The organism is Alcaligenes sp. CHO6, from assembly GCF_037120595.1.
In the GTDB taxonomy this organism is placed as follows: domain Bacteria; phylum Pseudomonadota; class Gammaproteobacteria; order Burkholderiales; family Burkholderiaceae_B; genus Alcaligenes; species Alcaligenes ammonioxydans.
Map to the genome: position 1 here is coordinate 1,329,736 of NZ_JBANCI010000001.1, position 19,200 is coordinate 1,348,935.

The window sequence follows — 19,200 nt, forward strand, 5'->3', positions numbered from 1 at the left end:
CTCCTTGCTGAATGGGCGGCTAGGGGACATCCAGAAAACGCAGTGGCCTGCCTTGCGCTTGCCCTTCCAAGGCTTCATCACGAACCACACAATGGCCGCGCACAATGGTGTGAATCGGCCAGCCCACAACCGGCAGGCCGTCGTAGGGAGACCAGCCGCTGACGCTGGCCATCCAGTCGTTGCGAATACGACGCCGCGCCTTCAGATCCACAATGCTGAAGTCGGCATCAAAGCCCACGGCAATACGTCCTTTGCCTTCCAGACCAAAAATCCGGGCAGGACCGGTACTGGTCAAATCCACCAGTCGCTGCAGGCTCAGACGACCCGCATGCACATGGTTCAACATCAGGGGAAGGAGAGTTTGCACGCCTGTCATGCCACTGGGCGAGGCCGGGTAGCCCTGAGACTTCTCCGACAAGGTATGCGGCGCATGATCGCTGCCGATCACATCTACCACACCCGCTCGGACCGCCTGCCACAGCGCGTCCTGATGACGCTGCTCCCGCACCGGTGGATTCATTTGGGCCAACGTGCCCAAGCGCTCATAACAGTCGGGAGCCTGCAGACTCAGGTGATGAGGAGTGACTTCCACCGTCACGCGAGCTTTGTGGGCGGCCAGAAACTGCATTTCCTCTGCGCTGGACACGTGCAGCACATGCAGGCGGCGATTCACCTGTGCCGCCAGGCGAACGATGCGTTGAGTCGCCATCAACGCACTTGGGACATCACGCCAGACCGGGTGTTGCCGCACGTCCCCACTATCCAGAGCGATATGTTGGCGTTCACGCAGTCTGGCCTCATCCTCCGCATGCACCGCCAGCCGTCTGCGGCCATGACGCAAGATGCGGATCAGGACTTCATCCTGATCCGCCAGGAGATCGCCAAAAGAGCTACCCATAAAGACCTTGATGCCCGCGCAGCCTGGAAGCTGCTCCAGTTCCTGCAAAGATTCGGCATTCAAGGATGAGCCACCGATGTAAAAGGCGTGATCGCACCAGCTACGACCTTGAGCGGCATTTAGCTTGGCGTGCAGATCGGCAGCTCCCAGCGTCAAGGGATGGGTGTTGGGCATCTCGAAAATTGCAGTCACCCCGCCCAGGACCGCACCCCGTGTCCCCGCTTCCAGATTCTCCTTGTGCTCTAACCCCGGCTCTCGAAAATGCACCTGGCTGTCGATGACCCCTGGCAATACATGCAGGCCGCTCAAGTCCAGCAGGCACTCTGCGCTCCAGCTGGGCTGCAAATCGCCAAGAGCCATAATCCGGCCTTGCACACAGGCGATGTCAATGTGCTCGGCACCGTTAGGGGTCATTACCGTACCGCCACAGAGCAGCAGATCGGCATGGCGCAGATCATGCTGTTTGGTCGTTTCTGTGGACCGGGATAGAGGGGCCTTCAGGATTGCTGGCGTCATGGTTTTGCCTTTGCGGCTTCTGCACCCAGAGCATCTTGTGCCATCAAACGAATCCGCTCCATCATGTGAAACAGGCCATTGGCGCGATTCGGTGACAAGTGCTGCTCCAGTTCAATTGCCCGTAAAAAGTCGGGGGGATGGGACAGAATTTCTTCAGGCAGACGCCCCGAATACACCTTCATCAATAAAGCCAACAAGCCGGTGACGATGGCAGAATCACTACGAGCCTGAAAAAACAACCTGTGATCATGCAATTCAGAGACCATCCAGACCTGTGCCTGACAGCCGTGCAAACGATTCGCTTCTGTACGCCATTTGTCCGGGAAGTCGGGCAAGGAGCGCCCCAGATCAATCAGATATTCGTAGCGCGCCATCCAGTTACCCAGGCACTGGAAACTGTCCACAATGGCTTGCTGAGTCTGAGCGATGGACTCTTTAGGTACGCCCCCCTTATGCACGGCCTTCTCCTGACTGCCTGGACGCTTGCCTGCCCAGATCGCCACGAGCAGGAACCGGGTCGTGCCCGCCCGGATGCCAAGGATGACAACGGACAAGGCGTTGTGCGGCCAGCCACGTTCCTTTGAAGGGGCCATGCGTGCGCAAAGCCTGAATCGCATACTGCGAACAAGTAGGATAAAAACGGCAGCGTGGCCCCAATAATGGGCTGATTAAAAGTTGGTAGCCCCGAACCAGCAGGACCAGGACAGAGACAAGAAAGGCTTTCATCGCCGCTCCGAAAGACGGGAATGGAGCATCAGGTCAGTCAGGCTGATCGTGATCTTGCTGACCTGCTCCAGTAGCAAGCAAATTTGACCTTGCAGCAGTGTCTGACAAGGATTAGCAAGGGCTAAAACACTCATGGCTCCACGCCCCCGTTCAGTCCTGAAAAAGGCGTTGCTTCCGACAACGGAGCTTTGACCGCCACCGCATCATGGGGATGCAAACTCTCTAAATGACGGACCTGAATACCAGGGTTCTGATAGCCCGCCAAGGCCGCTTCTATACGACGCGCTGCGTCCTCCACAAACATCAGGTTCTGGCCATTCAAGGCCGTAAAAGCTTGCTCGTCAGCCCGCTTGACGGCGGTTTGCAAGGGTGTTGCCAGCGCCTCTTCGACACGATCAATCAGCGCTAAAAACCCGCAGTCTTCCCTATTTTCCAATACGTGGACCTGAACCAGAGCCTGACTGCGCTGGCTATGCGGAGTGGCCAGACTGGCGTGCTCATGCAACCAGGCAGCAACCTCAACCGCACCTAGCACAGGCTGTTTTCCAAAGGCCTGCATAAAACCTTGTTCAATCAATTGCCGAGCCAGCGCCGCCGAACACGGACAGGTCGACGAATAGCCAATCTGAACCTGCACCTTGCACATAAAGATACCGTCCAAAAGTCTGGCTTCCAGCACGACGGGATAAGACTTCCAACCTGCCAGATCCGGCGTCACCAAGGCAGGCCGTCGCACCAATAAATCAAATCTGAAACCCAAGCGCGCACTGCGCGTGCCGCAGTCCTCCTGGCTATCCACCATGCTTTGCAAAAGACGTCGCAGCTCCAACGGCGACAAGGCCTGTTCGGGCGGCAGGTCATTCAGCAAGCGATACAGCCTGGACATGTGTATCCCTTTCACATGCGTCAGCGGCAAATCAACCTGGGCATCCACACGCGCATGAAGTTGGCGCGCATAGCCCGGTTCAACCACGGTAATGGGTAAATCGATTCCCTCCATACCTACCCAAGACAGCGGAGTCAGGCCATAGCTGGAATCGTTCAGAGCCGGGTCGGGAAGTACAACAGTCATACTCAACATCCAATCAAAAGGCCTTGTCCAAGCCGACAGAGACTTGGCAAGACCTCAATTCCATCAAGGCCAGTCTGAAAACGGATTTGTCCATGTTGTCCAGGTGCTGGGACCGCTGGCCATTTCTTCATCGCTTAACAGGCAGGCATCGAAACGAGCGCGCAATGCAGCCTCGTCCATCTCCATGCCAATCAGCACCAGCTCCTGCCGCGCGTCCCCGACTCGCTCATCCCATTTTTCCTTGATCAGGGCTACCGCTTCGGGGTCTTGCGGCCAGCGTTCGGGCGGCATGGCAGCCCACCAGTAACCCGCCACGTGATAGCGAGCCACCGCGCCCGCCTGTGACCAGGAACCCGCCAAAGTCGGGAAGTTTGCCAACCAGAAAAAGCCTTTGGAACGCACCACGCCGGGCCATTCGCTTTCGACCAGATCCAGAAAACGCTGCGGATGGAACGGACGGCGTGCGCGATAAACAAAGCTGCCTATGCCGTATTCCTGTGTCTCCGGAGTGTGAGTGCCACGCAATTCCTGCAGCCAGCCTGGGGCTCTGGAGGCTTCTTCAAAGTCAAACAGACCGGTGTTGAGCACGCGGTCCAGGGGCACCTTGCCGAACTCGGCCATTTCAATACGTGCGCGAGGATTCAGGCTGCTCAGAATGGCCATCAGGCGCTCGCGTTCTGGCTCGCTGATCAAGTCAATCTTGTTCAGAACCAACACGTCACAGAATTCGATCTGCTCAATCAACAGGTCCACAACGGTACGCGCGTCTTCTTCACCCAGGGATTCACCCCGGGACTGAATGCTGTCTTGCGAGCTGTAATCGCGCAGGAAATTAAAGGCGTCCACCACCGTGACCATGGTATCGAGGCGAGCGACTTCGCCCAGGCAACGGCCATCCTCGCCTTCAAAGGTGAAGGTCTCAGCCACGGGCAGCGGCTCTGAAATGCCAGTGGATTCAATGAGCAACTGATCAAAACGCCCCTCCTTGGCCAAACGATCAACCTCCAGCAACAAGTCCTCGCGCAAGGTGCAGCAAATACAGCCATTGCTCATTTCCACCAGCTTTTCATCCGTGCGCGATAGCTCGGCACCACCGTCACGAACCAGAGCCGCATCTATATTGACCTCGCTCATATCGTTCACGATGACGGCCACGCGGCGGCCTTCACGATTGTTCAGGATGTGGTTCAGCAAAGTCGTCTTGCCCGCACCCAGAAAGCCGGACAAAACCGTTACGGGAATGCGGGCCGCGGGATCGACCGGCGTGTTATTAGGGTTCATCGTCATTTCTCTTCATCCTTGAGCATCAATGGGCGGTTCCTTGCACAGGATTTTGCCAATTTTGATATGTTATAACATAACAATATTTAGCCAAGAAAAAACCCTCTTGCAAGGAGGGCTGGAAGACTAGAACGGACAACCTGATTCTCCCAGCCCCACGTCACGGGAAGCGGGAATCAGGTGTCAGGTGGCCGCCTCGCCTGCAAAGCCACCCGGTTCAAGCAACAAGGGCTATCCAAGACTTGATCCAGATAGCCCCCGCTCACTCCAGACTTTGCAAACAGCAAAGATCAATCTGTGACCATCGCCCTGCGCACAATTTTCTGCGCGATTGAGGAGGACGTTGCCATTTCCAAGGTGCCGTAATGCGCTCCCCAAGACCCCACATCCCCGCCGCTGCGCGTACTTAAAAACACATCCGCCACCTCTTGAGAGCTATAGCGCAGCAGCTCGGCTGCCTGCGAGACGCGGGCGACGGCTTCAGTCATGGGGCGGGCCAGAAACTCGTCCTCGATCGCCGCTCTCACCAGACGCTCAGTGTGCTGCACCAACGCATCGAAGCGCTTGTCTTGCCCGGCCAAGGGTTTGAGTTCATCAAAAACCGCCTCCACCGTGCGCGGATCCCTGATCATGGCGCGCCGCACATCCATACACATCATATTGGCCGTGCCTTCCCACACGCTGTTCAAGGGTGCCTCTCGATACACGCGGGCCATGGGGTTCTCTTCGATAAACCCGTTCCCACCATGACACTGCAAGGCTTCATTCGCGATGGAGGGCGCGCGTGAGCAATTAAAGTATTTGGCCGCAGGAGTCGCTACCCGAGCCAGCAGTCGTTCATGTTCGCTGCTTTGCATCAGATCCGTCGCCTTGGCCACTCGCAAAGCCATCAAAGTTGCCGCTTCCACCTCGACCGCCATATCCGCCAGCACATTGCGCATCATGGGGCGGTCGGCAATAGAGGTTCCAAAAGCCTTGCGTGATGTCGTGTGACGCAGAGCCAAGGTCAGCGCCTGCCGCATCAAACCCGCCGAGCCAATCGCAAAGTCCAGACGCGTCAGATGCGAGTGCGACAGGATTTCCCGAATACCACGCCCTTCCTCCCCCACCCGAATCGCCAGCGTGCCGGCGTATTCCACTTCACTGGACGCGTTGGATCGATTCCCCGCCTTGTCCTTCAAGCGCTGCACAAAAAAGCGGTTGTAGCTGCCGTCCGGCAAGGTACGGGGCAAGAAGAAGCACGTAACAGCGCCATTGACTTTAGCCAGCGTAAAAAAGCCATCGGACTGCGGCACCGAACAAAACCATTTATGCCCTGTCAGCTCATACCACTGCGCCGTAGCACCGTGATAATCCGCACTGTGGGAAAAGCGCGCGGTCGTCTGTGTCTCACGCAGGTCCGAGCCGCCCTGCTTTTCCGTCATCGCATAACCAATCACCACCGAGGGCTTGTCCCCCACTTCGCGACGACTATATTCATAGCGCGTCCCTTTGAGCTTATTCGCCCAGATCGCCAAGGCAGGCTCGGCCTCGAAACCAGCATAAGCCGCATAAGCCATGCCGGTCGGGCAGCCCGTACCGTGCTCCACCTGATTCCACAAATAAGACAAGACAGCACGGGCGAAATGGCCGTTTTTCTCTTGGGTACGCCAGCTTAAATTGGGCACCTCGTGCTGCCAGGCCAGGCCCATCAACTCATGCCAGCTGGGGTGAAATTCCAGCCAATCAATCCGGTTGCCAAATCGATCATGCGTTTTAAGCTCGGGGATATGGCGGTTCGCCAAGTGAGCCAGTTCCTGCACATTTTCATCCCCAGCTACCGCCCCCAACGCCTGACAACGCGACGCGGCCCAGGGAGCTTCACGACTGATGGCGTCAACCAGCACCCGATCACCCGTAAAAGCATTGAACCCGCTGGCAGGCAAAGCCTGATTCAAAACCTGATGCGTGCTGTAACGATCCTCGGACGCAGTCAAAACACTGGGGGAAAGCGGCTGATTCATGTTTGTCTCCGAGTTTTTTCTAGGGTGTGGCAGAAAGGACTGCCACGCTGGCACACGCCATCTGGGCAATCTGGTCAGCCAGCGCGGCCACTTGGCGCTGGTAACTGTCCGTGCCATCGTGCTGTTGACGGCTTAAGGGAGAAAGCGGGCCAATCAGACCTTCCATGAAACCGCCCACAATGACGGTCGCCGCAATATCGGGCTGCACATCCTGACGCATTTCCCCCGCGTCCTGACCTTGGGAGACCAGGGCGTGAACAACCTGACTGATTGCGGCGCGATACACCAGACGAGCCGCGTCAATTTCCTTGTCGCAAGGCTCGGCAATCAAGGCATAGGCCAGGCGAGGATTGCGCATGGCACGTTTCACAAACGTGGCGACTGCGGCTTGCAGGCGCAGCATGCAAGAGCCGTCCGCCTGGGCGATATCCGTGAGTACGTCCACCTCACGCTGGGACACCTGCGACAGGACCTCTGCAAACAGCTCTGCCTTGGAGGGGAAGTAACGGTAGACCGTCCCGGTCGCCATGCCCGCCGCGGCCGCCACACTGGCCACCTGGGCTTCCTGCCAGCCACCCTCACTGACCAGACTGCGGGCCGCTTCCAGGATACGGCTCCGATTGTCATGCAAGCGGGCTTGAACAGCGGGAGTTTGTCGGTACGCCATAAAGAAGTGAATCCTGATTCATAATATGAGTGAATCCTAATTCATTTCTTTGTGGTGAACAAGAATTTCTTTATCCAGTGGTCGCAAAAAACTCGCCTACAAGCATGGCAGGCTAGGTAGGCGCATTGATGACTTGAGGTCTGGGATGGGGAACCTGAGATCGGGGAGCTGGGACCCCAGAGCGAAGTCTTGAAGTTGACTGTTGGGGCTTGCGCTATGGAAGTTCGAGGATGAGTGTGGACGCAGGTGGGCCGTTTGGCTCGTGGCGTTTGGTGTTTGGTGTTTGGCGTTTGGGGATTGAGCTTATCCAGGGTTCAGCCCATTTCCACACCTCTCCTTTTTCATGCCCCAGGCTTTAAAACCTGGGGCATTTACGAAACAAGGCCCAGGCTCCGCCCGGCAAAAATCTGCAGCACTCCTGCACACCCACACAAAAATATGCCCCCAGCAACAGCGATGGCAACACCATCTTGACCGTTTGCTGAGGGCAGTCTGAACAGGCTAGCGTTCAGGCATCAAAGCCATCAGGCCGACAGTTCCTTACGAACGATCTCAGCGCCGGCGCTCAGGGCGTGCAGCTTGCCACGTGCCACTGCGCGTGGCAAAGGTGCCATACCGCAGTTGGTGGAGGGATACAGCTTGTCAGCGTCCACAAACTTCAGTGCTTTGCGCAGTGTGTTGGCCACTTCGTCAGCGGTTTCAATCACGTTGGTGGCCACGTCAATGGCGCCCACCATCACTTTCTTGCCACGGATCAGTTCAATCAAATCCATAGGCACACGGGAGTTCTGGCATTCCAGGGAAATGATATCGATCTTGGATTGCTGCAGCTTTGGGAATGACTCTTCGTACTGACGCCATTCCGAGCCCAGGGTTTTCTTCCAGTCCGTGTTGGCCTTGATGCCATAGCCATAGCAAATATGCACGGCGGTTTCGCACTTCAGACCTTCGATGGCACGTTCTAGAGTAGCAATACCCCAATCGTTGACTTCGTCAAAGAACACGTTGAAAGCGGGCTCGTCAAACTGGATGATATCCACGCCTGCGGCTTCCAGCTCTTTGGCTTCCTGGTTCAGGATTTTGGCAAATTCCCAGGCCAGCTTTTCACGGCTTTTGTAATGGTTGTCGTATAACGTATCGATCATGGTCATAGGACCTGGCAGGGCCCATTTGATCGGCTGCGAGGTTTGCTGACGCAAGAATTTCGCATCCTCCACAAACACGGACTTGGGACGGGTCACTGCCCCCACCACCGTAGGAACGCTTGCATCGTACCGGTCGCGAATACGCACGGTCTCGCGTTTCTCAAAATCGACCCCGTCCAGGTGCTCAATGAACGTGGTCACAAAATGCTGTCGCGTCTGCTCGCCATCGCTAATCAAATCAATGCCAGCGTGCAACTGCTCTTGCAAAGACAATCGCAGGGCGTCTTTCTTGCCTTCGATCAAATCCTCGCCCTCCAGTCGCCAAGGCGACCACAGCTTTTCAGGCTCGGCCAGCCAGGAAGGTTTAGGCAGACTGCCTGCGGTGGAGGTGGGTAGCAACTTTTTCATAAATAAATAACCTTGTTGTTTTTGATGAATCAACGCGCGTAATTCGCCGCCCATTGATCAAGAATGGCTTTATAGGGCTTGATAAAGCTCTCTTCTGTAAACCGGCCTTGCTCAACCGCCAATCGGCTGCGCTCCTCGCGGTCGTACACAATTTGCGTTACCGAGTGATCGGGATTTTTCAAACTAGGTTGGTAACGCATTCCCGCCGCCGAGTTGGCATTATAAATCTCGGGGCGATAGATTTTCTGGAATGTTTCCATCGTGCTGATCGTACTGATCAATTCCAGACTCGTATAATCATTCAGCAAATCGCCCCGAAAATAAAAAGCAAACGGAGCAAGGCTATTGGGAGGCATAAAGTAACGAACCTTCAGACCCATTTTTGCAAAATACGCATCCGTAGGCGAAAACTCGTTTTGTTGATACTCAAATCCCAATACAGGATGCTGATTGCCGGTGCGGTGGTACACCTTGCTGCTGGACACGCTCAGACAAATCACGGGCGATTTGTTGAAGTTTTCCTGGTACAGCCTGGAATTGACAAAAGACTGGAACAACTTGCCATGCAGATCCCCAAATCCCTCCGGGGCACTAAAGCCATTTTTGTTCTTGTTGTGCTCCAGCAGAACCACGCTGAAATCATAATCGCGCACATAAGAGGAAAAATTATTGCCAACGATACCATCAATACGTTTGTTCTCTTTATGGTCAACGATGGTCGTTTTCAGAATTTCAATTGTTGGGAAGGTGGAGCCATTTCCCTCAATATCGATATCTACAGAGACAATATCCAACTCAAGAGCATAACGATCGCCCGCCGGATTATCCCAATGAGCCAAATTATTGAAGCGATTGTTAATCATGGCCAGCGTATTGCGCAGATTCTGCTGGCGACTCTCACCTCGCGCCAAATTGGCAAAGTTAGTCGTCAGACGTGTGCTGTCTGCCGGACGATAGTTTTCATCGAAACGAATACTACGGATGCTAAACGCAAATTCTTGGTTCATTTTCTTTTAGACCCTAATTTCTGATATGGAAGCTGATCTGCTTGCCAACTAAATGGAATTGAGCAGAGCAGGCTTTTTATTTTGTTGCTGCACGGATTGACAGGCAGAGGCTCAACGCAAAGCCCTAGCGCGCCAAACCGGGAGAAGTTCTCTGCCTGGCGTCGCTGCCAGGAAAGTAGTCTGCGCTCTGGCTTATATAGAAAGTCCCAGCATCTGGCCGGGACTGTTTGCCAAACTCGATCCTTGAACCGATCAGACACTTGCCCGCAAGGTTTTCGCGGCGGCCACCATATTGCTCAAGGCCGGAATCACCTCTGCCCACTGACGGGTTTTAAGCCCACAATCCGGGTTCACCCACAGACGGTCTGCGGGCACACGCTCAGCGGCTTTCTTCATCAAATTCACGATGTGCTGCTCGCTGGGGATGTTGGGCGAATGAATGTCGTACACACCGGGTCCGATCTGATTGGGGTACTGGAAGTGCTCAAAGGCATCGAGCAATTCCATGTCCGAGCGGCTGGTTTCAATCGTGATGACGTCGGCATCCATGTGCGCGATCGAGGAAATAATGTCGTTGAACTCGGAATAACACATGTGAGTGTGGATCTGCGTCGCATCACTCACCCCATTGGCAGCGATACGGAAGCACTCGACGGCCCAGTCCAGATAGCGCTGCCATTGCGATTGACGCAAGGGCAAACCCTCACGCAAGGCAGCCTCATCAATCTGGATTACACGCACGCCGGCCTTCTCCAGGTCCAGCACTTCTTCGCGTATGGCCAACGCCAACTGCCGGCAAGACTCCGCACGGGGCTGATCGTCCCGCACAAAAGACCAGTTCAAAATCGTCACCGGCCCTGTCAACATGCCCTTCATCGGCTTTTGAGTGAGCGACTGAGCGTACGTAATCCACTCCACCGTCATGGCATGGGGACGGCTGATATCCCCAAACAAGATGGGAGGCTTCACGCAGCGCGACCCGTAGGACTGCACCCAGCCGAACTGGCTGAATGCGTAGCCCTCCAACTGTTCTCCAAAATACTCAACCATGTCGTTGCGCTCGGCCTCGCCATGCACCAGAACGTCCAGACCCAGCTTCTCCTGCTCACGCACGCTGCGCTCAATCTCGGCACGCATGGCGGCCTGATAGCTGTTTTCATCCAGACGGCCGGCTTTGAACTCACTACGGGCACGGCGAATGTCTGTCGTTTGAGGGAAGGAGCCGATAGTCGTCGTGGGAAACGCCGGCAGATTCAGAAACTGCGCCTGTTTGGCGGCCCGTTGCGCATACTCGCTCTTGCGCTTGCCCTGCTCGGCGCTAAGCCCAGCAACAGCCGCCTTCACCGCTGGATTATGGACACGGGGAGACTGACGACGCGCTGTCAGAGCCGTCAGATTCTCGGCCAATTCTGCCTTGACAGCCTCACGCCCATGAGCCAGGGCTTGGCCCAGAATGCGTAACTCGTCCAACTTTTGCAGAGCGAAGGCCAACCAGGATTTCACATCCGCATCCAGGTTCTGCTCGCTTTCCAGATCCACTGGCACATGCAGCAATGAGCAGGAAGGGGCCAACCACACACGATCCCCTCGTTGGCGTGCGATAGGCTCCACCCAGTCCAGCGTGGCCGTCAAATCCGTTTTCCAGATATTGCGGCCATTGATCACGCCCAAAGACAGTACCTTGTCCTTAGCAAGGAGTGTGAGCAACGCATCCACACCATCCCGATCGTTGATCGCATCCACATGCAAACCCGCCACCGGCAGACCGGCTGCCAAGGCAGTGTTTTCCAGCAGTTGTCCAAAATACGTTGCGACCAGCAGCTTGACGCCAACAGGTTTGAATTGCTCATACGCCTTTTTGAAGGCTTGCTGCCACTCGTCATCCAGCTCGGTGACCAGAATAGGCTCGTCAATCTGAACCCAGTCCGCACCCGCCTCAGCCAGGGCTTCCAACAACTGCACATACACCGGCAAGAGCCGATCCAGTAATGCCAGCTTGTTGGACTCATCCTTGGCTTTACCCAATGCCAAATAAGTAAGGGGCCCAATAATCACCGGCTTGGCGTGAACGCCCTGCTCCTGGGCTTGTGCCAACTGCTCCAGTAAACGCGAAGCGTGCAGCGTAAATTGGGTGTCGGCCTTGAATTCGGGAACGATGTAGTGGTAGTTCGTATCAAACCACTTGGTCATCTCACCAGCTGCCACTCCGCCGCAGCAGGCGCTATGCTCCTCCGCCCCTTGAGCGGACCGGCCTCGCGCGACACGAAAATAATTATCCAGCTCATCACCCTGAAAACCTTGCACACGTTCGGGCAGATTGCCCAGCAGAAAGCTGGTATCGAGAACCTGATCGTAAAAAGAAAAATCCCCTACAGGCACCAGATCCAGCCCCGCCTGATTCTCCCAGTGACGCTGACGCAACTGCGCGCCCAAGGCCTGAAGATCCTCACGCGAAGACTCACCCTTCCAATAGGATTCCAAAGCGAACTTCAGTTCACGTTTGGCGCCAATGCGCGGAAAGCCAAGATTATGAATCGTCGTCATGTGCTGCTCTCAAAGGACGGGGTGAACAAAGAATGACTTGCATTGTAGGAAGCCGGTTCAATGAAGTAAAATGGTCTTATCTCACCAATTCATGAAAATTCTTCACGTAACATGTTAGAGCGCATCCACCTGTCCGTCGTACAGCAAGTCGACAAGCAAGGCTCCCTGACCGCCGCTGCCAATGTGCTGCACGTCACTCAGTCGGCCCTCAGCCACACCATGAGAAAACTGGAACAACAATTAGGCACTGAAATCTGGCGCCGCGAGGGCCGCAGCCTGCAGTTGACGCAGGCAGGCCAGTACCTGCTGGCGGTCGCCAATCGCGTGCTGCCTCAGTTGGACCTGGCCGAAGAGCGCCTGGGTCAGTTTGCTCAGGGAGAGCGCGGATCGCTACGTATCGGTATGGAATGCCACCCCTGCTATCAGTGGCTGCTGAAGATCGTCTCCCCCTATCTGAACGCCTGGCCAGACGTGGATGTCGATGTGAAGCAGAAATTCCAGTTCGGCGGGATTGGCGCGTTGTTTGGCTATGAGATTGATCTGTTGGTCACACCGGACCCGCTCTACAAGCCAGGTTTGAAGTTCGAGCCCGTGTTCGATTACGAGCAGGTGCTGGTGGTTAATACCGAACATCGCCTGGCTACCGCAGACTATGCCAAACCTCAGGACATAGACCGGGAAGTGCTGATTTCCTACCCGGTGGACATAGACCGGCTGGACATCTACAACCAGTTTCTGCTGCCCGCCGGCATCGCCCCCAGACGGCACAAAACGATTGAAACAACCGACATCATGATGCAGATGGTAGCCAGCGGCCGTGGAGTGGCGGCGCTACCGCGATGGCTGGTGGAGGAGTATGCCGAAAAGCTGGACGTGGTACCGGTCAGGTTGGGCAAACAAGGCATCGCCAAACAAATTTACCTGGGGATGCGGGAGACGGAGGCCGTAATTGACTACCTGCAGGCCTTTATGGAGCTGGCGCGGGGGTTTGGGCCCGGAGGACAAGAGCAGAACAAGAAGTAAAGCGCCACTTACAGACGCTTTAATATCCCCTTGTCTGAATCATGAAGCCATGATGCTGACGAAGTAAGGAAGATACGCGTATACCATCGCGCCCCATAGACTGAAAATGCCATCAAGCGCGTTTCACTGCACCCTTTGCGCCCAATCCACAGGCCATGCCTACTGAGGCTGCCCCACCGTGGGACACCGACGATGCGCGCCGGGATTGGCCCAAGCAAGGCCGGAAAACAACTACATCACTAACAAGGACGTGGTGGCAAGCCTGAACTCGTCGGCGAGAGCCATCAACGTACATAGGCTTAATATGCAACGGAAAGAGTCGGGTTCCATTTGCAAAAGCGGATGAATGTAAATAAGCCCGCAGTAATGCGGGCTTATCAGGTTTTATGCCATCAGGAGCACGGTACTGCCAGACGCGGGGGCATTCCCACTCAGTCACAAATAAGAAATTATTAATCTTAAAAAAACAACAACTTGCATATCACAAATCATTTAATACCATTAAAAACACCATACTCGAAAAAGCGCATAAAGTATGCGCAACATCTTAACCAGTCATCAACTGCCTTATCGAGCCCAGTCTCACAGTTTCACCAATGATGTGAATTAGCATCAAAGCTCAAATGTGCGGACTAGGCTGAGGCTTTATAAAAATACTGCCCTTACGTTTATCCAAATTTAAAGCAATGGCATCTGTATTTTGAGGTTGGTGCAATATGATGTGTTTAATCGAAGGTGAATGTCGAGAGCAGCCCATGCTGCTGCCAGCGGAACCGACTAGGAGCTGGCCCAGCAGTACGACATCGATTTTGATAAAGTGCACGACTAAAGTTATAGGCGCCCCGGCTAAAGACAGCGCTCAATACAGCCTTCACAGTTTGCAGGAAGCTGTTGCAGACCCTACGCGACGCAGCCAGGCCACGCACCTCCCGAGCAAAGGTAGCTTTTCATACAGTTCTTCAGCTGTGTCCCAATAATTACGGTGGTCTAGCACAAGGCCTTGAGCGTTTAGCCACAAGAACGTCCCTCCACGAATGCACTGCGGCACACTTTTGCGTCAGCGACGCATACGAAAGTGGAACTCCCAAGCCAAAAACGCTCGTTGCCCTTGGACCAGCTGCTCCGTCACTATAAAACGAGGAACATCCACGATCGTAAACATATGCGCAAAGATTTGCCGAATACCGTCCTGTCCGCGCACTTCATTGAAAGGGTCCTTAAAGGACGCATGCGGTGCACCAGCGCGAAGCACCAGCAGTAAGGCAGCGCCCGCAGCAACTGCAGCCAGTCGGTGAAGCTGCGTGGCCACAAAACCCGGGTTCGCCACACTCACTGCCCCCCCCCTTAGGTCGCAACGGCACCCAATCAGGTTTGGTCGTGGGAGATCACATATCTGCCTAGTGGTCTTCGCAGGCAGTTTTACGTTTGTATATGACGAATGATGTTTATAGTCGCCTGATTACCGGCTGGGAAGTGCATCTTGATGAATCGGCACAGCATACGGCCATCCTCATTGACAAGGCGTGCCTCAAACACGGTGTTAGCAAAGGCCAGCTCGTTTTACTCTCGGACAATGGTAGTCCAATGAAAGACGCTACCATGCTAGCGACCTTGCTGTGGCTGGGTGTCGTGCCGTTATTCAATCGGCTTTCGGTCAGCGATCATAATCCGTACTCCGAGACCCTGTTCCGAACGCTCAAATATACACCGGCCTATCCCGCAAAGCCGTTTATGAGGCCGCCAAGCAGGTTAAGCCTGAGCGCTGCAAGAATCGTTCTGTCCGTAACTGGAAACCGGTTGAAGAAGTCTGGCTTGACCCGGCCAAGGAGCACGACATCCCACATGAAAATATAAGGTTGGTTGCATAGATATCGGTCAACTTCTTTGACTAACACCGGATACCCGTTCCAATATTTCGTGGACAACTCACTATTCCATTTGGACACCCTGCTACTTCGGCTATCGGCCAAAAGCAGAGGTTCAGTGGGTGCCGCTACTTGTCTGCTTTGCGGGGATCTCGGTCGTGCGTACCCGCATGTCCGGTGGTCTGGCAGGGATACAGTCCACAAGCACCGCATCCTATGCCGATCCACGAACGATGCACTACAAAAACCGACAGCTCTGCTATACTTTTCCGCCTACGAGATAAGCGGGTGCCTTGAGTAGAAACAGCGGGGCCCACGAAATGATGTGTCTGGTAGATCGCGTATTAGTTTCAACCACAAAGCGATTCGGTATTTCAACAACAAAAAAGGTAGTTTATGAAACGTTTGCTCAAGGCTACAGTCGCGGGGGTACTGGTGGTTGGATTGACTGGTTGCGCGCAGATCGGCAGTGCTGTCAATATGCAGATACACAAGGCCAGGATTCGTGGCGAACCCGTTGACAAATTCGTGGATTATTTCGGCCGCAATATCGCAGTTGCCACTGTTCTGAACGGGAATCCTGCTTACACGTGGAATGCGTCCTATACAGAAGCCCGTACTGTTGAAGTGGACAGTTATGCGTACTACAACCAGGATCGCCCAGGCATGACCACAGGCATCGTCTACGGAACGCGTACGTTTGACCGTGATTGCAAATTGACGATCGCCTACGATGAAAGCACACGCTTGGTGACAGACCTGGAGCTGACAAATGAATTCGAGTGCACGCATGTTCGCGCGGAACTCGCGAAGATTCAGCCAGTGTGGGGCTTCTAAGCAAGTATGCTACCACCCGGTCGGTACCAGGTGAGCTAACGACCCAAAGTTACCTGCAGAAGGTAACGCAAGATGTCCTGAAGGTATGCTCGTTTTGACACTGTAGACGCAAGATCAATATCAACTCGAAGATGATCCCAACAATACTAATAGCATTGGGGATTTTGGCTTCTCTGTTCTTCAACTCAGGGAGCTATTACCACCCTTTTCCCTCTAACGCAGAATAAGTCTGCAACTCTGCGTTAACTGTCTACTGTTGATAGTACGGCAACATACCCTAGTCCCTAACGTCACCCACGAGCAAACCAAGTGCACAGCTTGTACTAAGCAATAGTTGATTAAATTAAACTCAAAGAGAACAACATGAAAAATAAAAAATCTTCATGGTACTGGCTACATCTGCCGTTTTATGTCTCGGTGTTCGCCATACGGGAAACTGCCTGACAATGAGCATCTACAAGGTAAAGCCATAAATCAACAACTCGCTGAAGCTCAAGAACAGAACTTAGGCATTTTATTAACGCCTATCCTCCACGTCCGAGACATTGAAAAGTGAAATCTTGCTTTAGACGATGCAATGAATCAACGTGTGCTAACAAGCTTATGCACGCAAGTAACAAGCAACCGAACTCTAAACGTTCTCTTTGAAAAAACCGTTCAAGCAGCTACTCAATCAGTAACAGCAAACCAAAATAACTGTTGTAAAATGCAAGACTCTCACTAAGAATCTAATTGGACGGTAAACATATTTACTGTCCATTCAATTGTTTTATCTATTGCACAACAAGCTCAACCCGCCTATTGCGAGAGCGACCAGCTTCCTGCGCATTACTTGCTACTGGCGAAAAAGAAGCTACCCCTTTAGCAACCAACCTTGCCACATCAATACTATACGAGTCACGTAAAGCCTCAACAACTGCTTGTGCTCTACTCTGAGACAATGCAAGATTTGTATCAAGTGAACCCTGGTTATCCGTATGGCCTACTACATACACTTTCAGACCAGCATTACTGGTCACTAATTTAGCCATTTCTGACAAAGCCGCACTAGACTCCGGCTTAATCTCTGCTTTAGCGCTATCAAAATAAATACCTGGGATAGCAACATACCCGTGACGCTCAAGTGATTGCTGCAACTCATCAGCTTGGAGAATTTTTATCTGATCTAGCTCCAACTCTGTACCTTCTATAATTTGCTGATAGAGATACGTTCTATTGTTAGGGGTATCCTCCACTACGTGTAGAAACACGTGCACCTCCCCTGTTTCATCGCTACGACGCGACAGTACAATCCGCTCACTTCCACTACCAAAGACAGCATCACCAAAGCTTTGCGGTCGTACACGCCCCTCCAAAGAAATAAAAGGCATCATGTCCGTTCCACATGTATCTGGACCGTGACAAGCAAACAATGTTTCAAAACCTCCTTGCTGCAGTGCCTTTTCATAGTTTCGAAAAACTTCTAGGGCGGAGTGTTCACCCGGGATTCTGTAAGAGATACTAGTAACCTTACCTTCCAGCTCAAGCAGCTCACTCGGTGCTTTTCTATCATCAATCTTAGCTCTTGGCAAAGACGCTGCATCGTAATTTTTTTGCAAGTAACTACGAATCTCTGCTCCAGGAAACCGATTTAATAGCTGATGATCCGATGAGCCTTTCACATCAGCAGCTAAGACAGTAGTTACACCCCCAGCTAATAACACTAAAAGCATTGATAAAATCGTTTTTTTCAACATATTCTTAAATAACCCGCAAAAAACTTAATCGCTAGAAATTGATCTTTACAAGGGCCAACTACTACACACTCTTATACATAAAAACTTTACAGATCTTTTGGAAACCCTATATTTTACGGAATGCACTAAGCACCGCCGCCACACTTCGCTAGGGCGGTAAGCTCAAAATTCGTAACCAAACGCGTCTTCGGATCATATAACATGGTCAACTGACACAAACGTAATACGTCTCTATCCTCATAAATAATACCTGTCCTCATTCCTGGGCGATCCAAATTATGATACGCATAAGTATCAACTTCTACAGCCACTCTTTGATAATAGGAAAGATCCCATGTGTAGGCAGCCTCTCCATTCAAAACTGTTTCAGCCTCAACGCTACGACCAAACACACCGCGATATTTCTCTATTCTCTCGGCTCGCACCATAGGTTTCTCTATGAGGAGAGAACACCAAGAGCAGAACCAATCTCAGCTGCGCAACCACTCAAGCTTAGTGCCACAAACACTGTTAAAACTATTATATAAAACGTGTCATTTTTAGATCAAAAATATCAATTAAATAAAATTTTATCTTGAATAAAAACACGGAATTCTAACAATAATTAATAACGTTCACAATTACAAATCACATCAATTCCCAGATCAATAAAAGCCACAGAGAAAATAACTGCCGCAGATAGATTTTTTAATCTCGAATAAAGCGTTAAACTTCTCTCAGAATCGTTATGCAAGTAAAAACTGTTCGCTTTCGCAAAAAACGCAGAAAAAACTTTCAATAATAAAAATTATATTGTCGTGTGAGTATTATTGATCTTTAACAGCACAGTTTTGCCATTCAAATTTCCCTGAATGGTAACACCAGCCGGCAGCCTCCATCGCATCTTCCAAGACGAATAATGGTGCAATACTGGTTTGGTTATCCGACTGGCAGGTAAAAGAGGCAATATTTTCATCCCCTTTTGATACATTAACACCAGCCTGTAACTCAGCCTCTTCGTCCAGACGGTCGAAGCTTTGCCACACATGGTATTGATATCCCTGATGGTTAAATACAACACTTGAGTTGATAGCTCTGCCAACGCCTTTCCATGGCGACACCGTTTTGGCGGAGAAATTTTCGCTTAGCGAAAGTCCCTTCTTTTCTTTCTCACTGAACTTATAGGTAAATTTCGGCTCTGCGTTGTCAGTGGCAGGCTCTATGCAAACCTGTAAATGTTTATTCTTAGCAACATTGCAAGAAACGAATACCTCTCCGATACAACTTTCTGCTACTAATGCCGAAACAGGATAATTAATAAGGAAACCAGCAGCCAATACTTTTATGCAGAAAATTGAAGCACAAAATCTATAATTTTTCATCAACTCACACCAAATCGCTATAATGCATCGACAAGTTAATCGGTGAGTGTACAGATTAACGCACTAGGCATATAGAATATTTTTAAACATTTTGAAACAAAAATCAGGATA

At 52.6% G+C, this 19,200-nt stretch carries 17 protein-coding genes; 3 read left to right on the top strand and 14 right to left on the bottom strand.

All coding sequences use genetic code 11. From position 1 onward, the window contains the following. Positions 1-19: 19 nt before the first annotated feature. The 10 genes from V6936_RS06265 to metE all read right to left on the bottom strand — a co-directional run bounded on the left by V6936_RS06265 (position 20) and on the right by metE (position 12,267). Positions 20-1,414 carry a dihydroorotase gene (locus tag V6936_RS06265; protein WP_336579588.1) on the bottom strand — a complete coding sequence of 465 codons (1,395 nt, stop codon included), beginning with the start codon at positions 1,412-1,414 and terminating at the stop codon, positions 20-22. Next, complete coding sequence (locus V6936_RS06270; RefSeq protein ID WP_336579589.1) at positions 1,411-1,968, bottom strand: SufE family protein; 558 nt, start codon at positions 1,966-1,968, stop codon at positions 1,411-1,413. Before V6936_RS06270 ends, V6936_RS06265 begins: the two co-directional genes overlap by 4 nt. Further along, positions 1,865-2,140, bottom strand: coding sequence for a membrane protein insertion efficiency factor YidD (gene yidD / locus V6936_RS06275; protein WP_336579590.1), 276 nt, complete (start codon positions 2,138-2,140; stop codon positions 1,865-1,867). The genes V6936_RS06270 and yidD overlap by 104 nt, the downstream gene beginning before the upstream one ends. Before the next feature lie 130 nt (positions 2,141-2,270). Next, on the bottom strand, positions 2,271-3,212 hold the full coding sequence (gene folE2 / locus V6936_RS06280) for a GTP cyclohydrolase FolE2 (RefSeq protein WP_336579591.1): 942 nt from the start codon (positions 3,210-3,212) through the stop codon (positions 2,271-2,273). Between the two features lie 63 nt (positions 3,213-3,275). Continuing rightward, positions 3,276-4,493, bottom strand: coding sequence for a zinc metallochaperone GTPase ZigA (gene zigA / locus V6936_RS06285; RefSeq protein ID WP_059317940.1), 1,218 nt, complete (start codon positions 4,491-4,493; stop codon positions 3,276-3,278). Between the two features lie 290 nt (positions 4,494-4,783). Further along, positions 4,784-6,496, bottom strand: coding sequence for an acyl-CoA dehydrogenase family protein (locus V6936_RS06290; RefSeq protein WP_003801323.1), 1,713 nt, complete (start codon positions 6,494-6,496; stop codon positions 4,784-4,786). A gap of 19 nt (positions 6,497-6,515) precedes the next feature. Beyond that, entirely contained in the window at positions 6,516-7,163 is a 648-nt protein-coding gene (locus tag V6936_RS06295) for a TetR/AcrR family transcriptional regulator (protein ID WP_059317735.1), read from the bottom strand. A 524-nt stretch (positions 7,164-7,687) separates the two neighbouring features. Continuing rightward, positions 7,688-8,716, bottom strand: a complete 1,029-nt coding sequence (locus V6936_RS06300; protein WP_003801327.1) for a methionine synthase — start codon at positions 8,714-8,716, stop codon at positions 7,688-7,690. A gap of 29 nt (positions 8,717-8,745) precedes the next feature. Beyond that, positions 8,746-9,723, bottom strand: coding sequence for a DUF1852 domain-containing protein (locus tag V6936_RS06305; RefSeq protein WP_003801329.1), 978 nt, complete (start codon positions 9,721-9,723; stop codon positions 8,746-8,748). A 252-nt stretch (positions 9,724-9,975) separates the two neighbouring features. Next, complete coding sequence (metE, locus tag V6936_RS06310) at positions 9,976-12,267, bottom strand: 5-methyltetrahydropteroyltriglutamate--homocysteine S-methyltransferase (RefSeq protein WP_003801332.1); 2,292 nt, start codon at positions 12,265-12,267, stop codon at positions 9,976-9,978. A 111-nt stretch (positions 12,268-12,378) separates the two neighbouring features. On the opposite strand from metE, the gene V6936_RS06315 reads away from it, so the two are divergent. Continuing rightward, positions 12,379-13,290 (top strand): LysR family transcriptional regulator, encoded by a 912-nt coding sequence (locus tag V6936_RS06315; RefSeq protein WP_003801333.1) that lies wholly within the window; start codon positions 12,379-12,381, stop codon positions 13,288-13,290. A 1,057-nt stretch (positions 13,291-14,347) separates the two neighbouring features. Here V6936_RS06315 and V6936_RS06320 read toward each other — a convergent pair. Continuing rightward, positions 14,348-14,623, bottom strand: coding sequence for a nuclear transport factor 2 family protein (locus V6936_RS06320; protein WP_336579592.1), 276 nt, complete (start codon positions 14,621-14,623; stop codon positions 14,348-14,350). A 98-nt stretch (positions 14,624-14,721) separates the two neighbouring features. On the opposite strand from V6936_RS06320, the gene V6936_RS06325 reads away from it, so the two are divergent. Together V6936_RS06325 and V6936_RS06330 are read left to right on the top strand one after the other, a co-directional pair. After that, positions 14,722-15,144 carry a hypothetical protein gene (locus tag V6936_RS06325; protein WP_336579593.1) on the top strand — a complete coding sequence of 141 codons (423 nt, stop codon included), beginning with the start codon at positions 14,722-14,724 and terminating at the stop codon, positions 15,142-15,144. Between the two features lie 407 nt (positions 15,145-15,551). After that, positions 15,552-15,992: a hypothetical protein gene (locus tag V6936_RS06330; protein ID WP_336579594.1), complete on the top strand. Its 441-nt coding sequence runs from the start codon at positions 15,552-15,554 to the stop codon at positions 15,990-15,992. A gap of 773 nt (positions 15,993-16,765) precedes the next feature. Here V6936_RS06330 and V6936_RS06335 read toward each other — a convergent pair. The 3 genes from V6936_RS06335 to V6936_RS06345 all read right to left on the bottom strand — a co-directional run bounded on the left by V6936_RS06335 (position 16,766) and on the right by V6936_RS06345 (position 19,089). Further along, positions 16,766-17,728 carry an OmpA family protein gene (locus tag V6936_RS06335; protein WP_336579595.1) on the bottom strand — a complete coding sequence of 321 codons (963 nt, stop codon included), beginning with the start codon at positions 17,726-17,728 and terminating at the stop codon, positions 16,766-16,768. A 125-nt stretch (positions 17,729-17,853) separates the two neighbouring features. Beyond that, positions 17,854-18,156 (bottom strand): hypothetical protein, encoded by a 303-nt coding sequence (locus V6936_RS06340; RefSeq protein ID WP_336579596.1) that lies wholly within the window; start codon positions 18,154-18,156, stop codon positions 17,854-17,856. Between the two features lie 378 nt (positions 18,157-18,534). After that, entirely contained in the window at positions 18,535-19,089 is a 555-nt protein-coding gene (locus tag V6936_RS06345) for a hypothetical protein (RefSeq protein ID WP_336579597.1), read from the bottom strand. Positions 19,090-19,200 lie beyond the last annotated feature (111 nt).

Bases quoted from the DNA above. Each gene is read 5' to 3' on its own strand.
- V6936_RS06300 (WP_003801327.1), bottom strand. From the start codon at position 8,716: ATGAAAAAGTTGCTACCCACCTCCACCGCAGGCAGTCTGCCTAAACCT.
- V6936_RS06340 (WP_336579596.1), bottom strand. From the start codon at position 18,156: ATGGTGCGAGCCGAGAGAATAGAGAAATATCGCGGTGTGTTTGGTCGT.
- yidD (WP_336579590.1), bottom strand. From the start codon at position 2,140: ATGAAAGCCTTTCTTGTCTCTGTCCTGGTCCTGCTGGTTCGGGGCTAC.
- V6936_RS06325 (WP_336579593.1), top strand. From the start codon at position 14,722: ATGACGAATGATGTTTATAGTCGCCTGATTACCGGCTGGGAAGTGCAT.
- V6936_RS06335 (WP_336579595.1), bottom strand. From the start codon at position 17,728: ATGTTGAAAAAAACGATTTTATCAATGCTTTTAGTGTTATTAGCTGGG.
- V6936_RS06265 (WP_336579588.1), bottom strand. From the start codon at position 1,414: ATGACGCCAGCAATCCTGAAGGCCCCTCTATCCCGGTCCACAGAAACG.
- folE2 (WP_336579591.1), bottom strand. From the start codon at position 3,212: ATGACTGTTGTACTTCCCGACCCGGCTCTGAACGATTCCAGCTATGGC.
- metE (WP_003801332.1), bottom strand. From the start codon at position 12,267: ATGACGACGATTCATAATCTTGGCTTTCCGCGCATTGGCGCCAAACGT.
- V6936_RS06290 (WP_003801323.1), bottom strand. From the start codon at position 6,496: ATGAATCAGCCGCTTTCCCCCAGTGTTTTGACTGCGTCCGAGGATCGT.
- V6936_RS06345 (WP_336579597.1), bottom strand. From the start codon at position 19,089: ATGAAAAATTATAGATTTTGTGCTTCAATTTTCTGCATAAAAGTATTG.
- zigA (WP_059317940.1), bottom strand. From the start codon at position 4,493: ATGAACCCTAATAACACGCCGGTCGATCCCGCGGCCCGCATTCCCGTA.
- V6936_RS06305 (WP_003801329.1), bottom strand. From the start codon at position 9,723: ATGAACCAAGAATTTGCGTTTAGCATCCGTAGTATTCGTTTCGATGAA.
- V6936_RS06330 (WP_336579594.1), top strand. From the start codon at position 15,552: ATGAAACGTTTGCTCAAGGCTACAGTCGCGGGGGTACTGGTGGTTGGA.
- V6936_RS06315 (WP_003801333.1), top strand. From the start codon at position 12,379: ATGTTAGAGCGCATCCACCTGTCCGTCGTACAGCAAGTCGACAAGCAA.
- V6936_RS06295 (WP_059317735.1), bottom strand. From the start codon at position 7,163: ATGGCGTACCGACAAACTCCCGCTGTTCAAGCCCGCTTGCATGACAAT.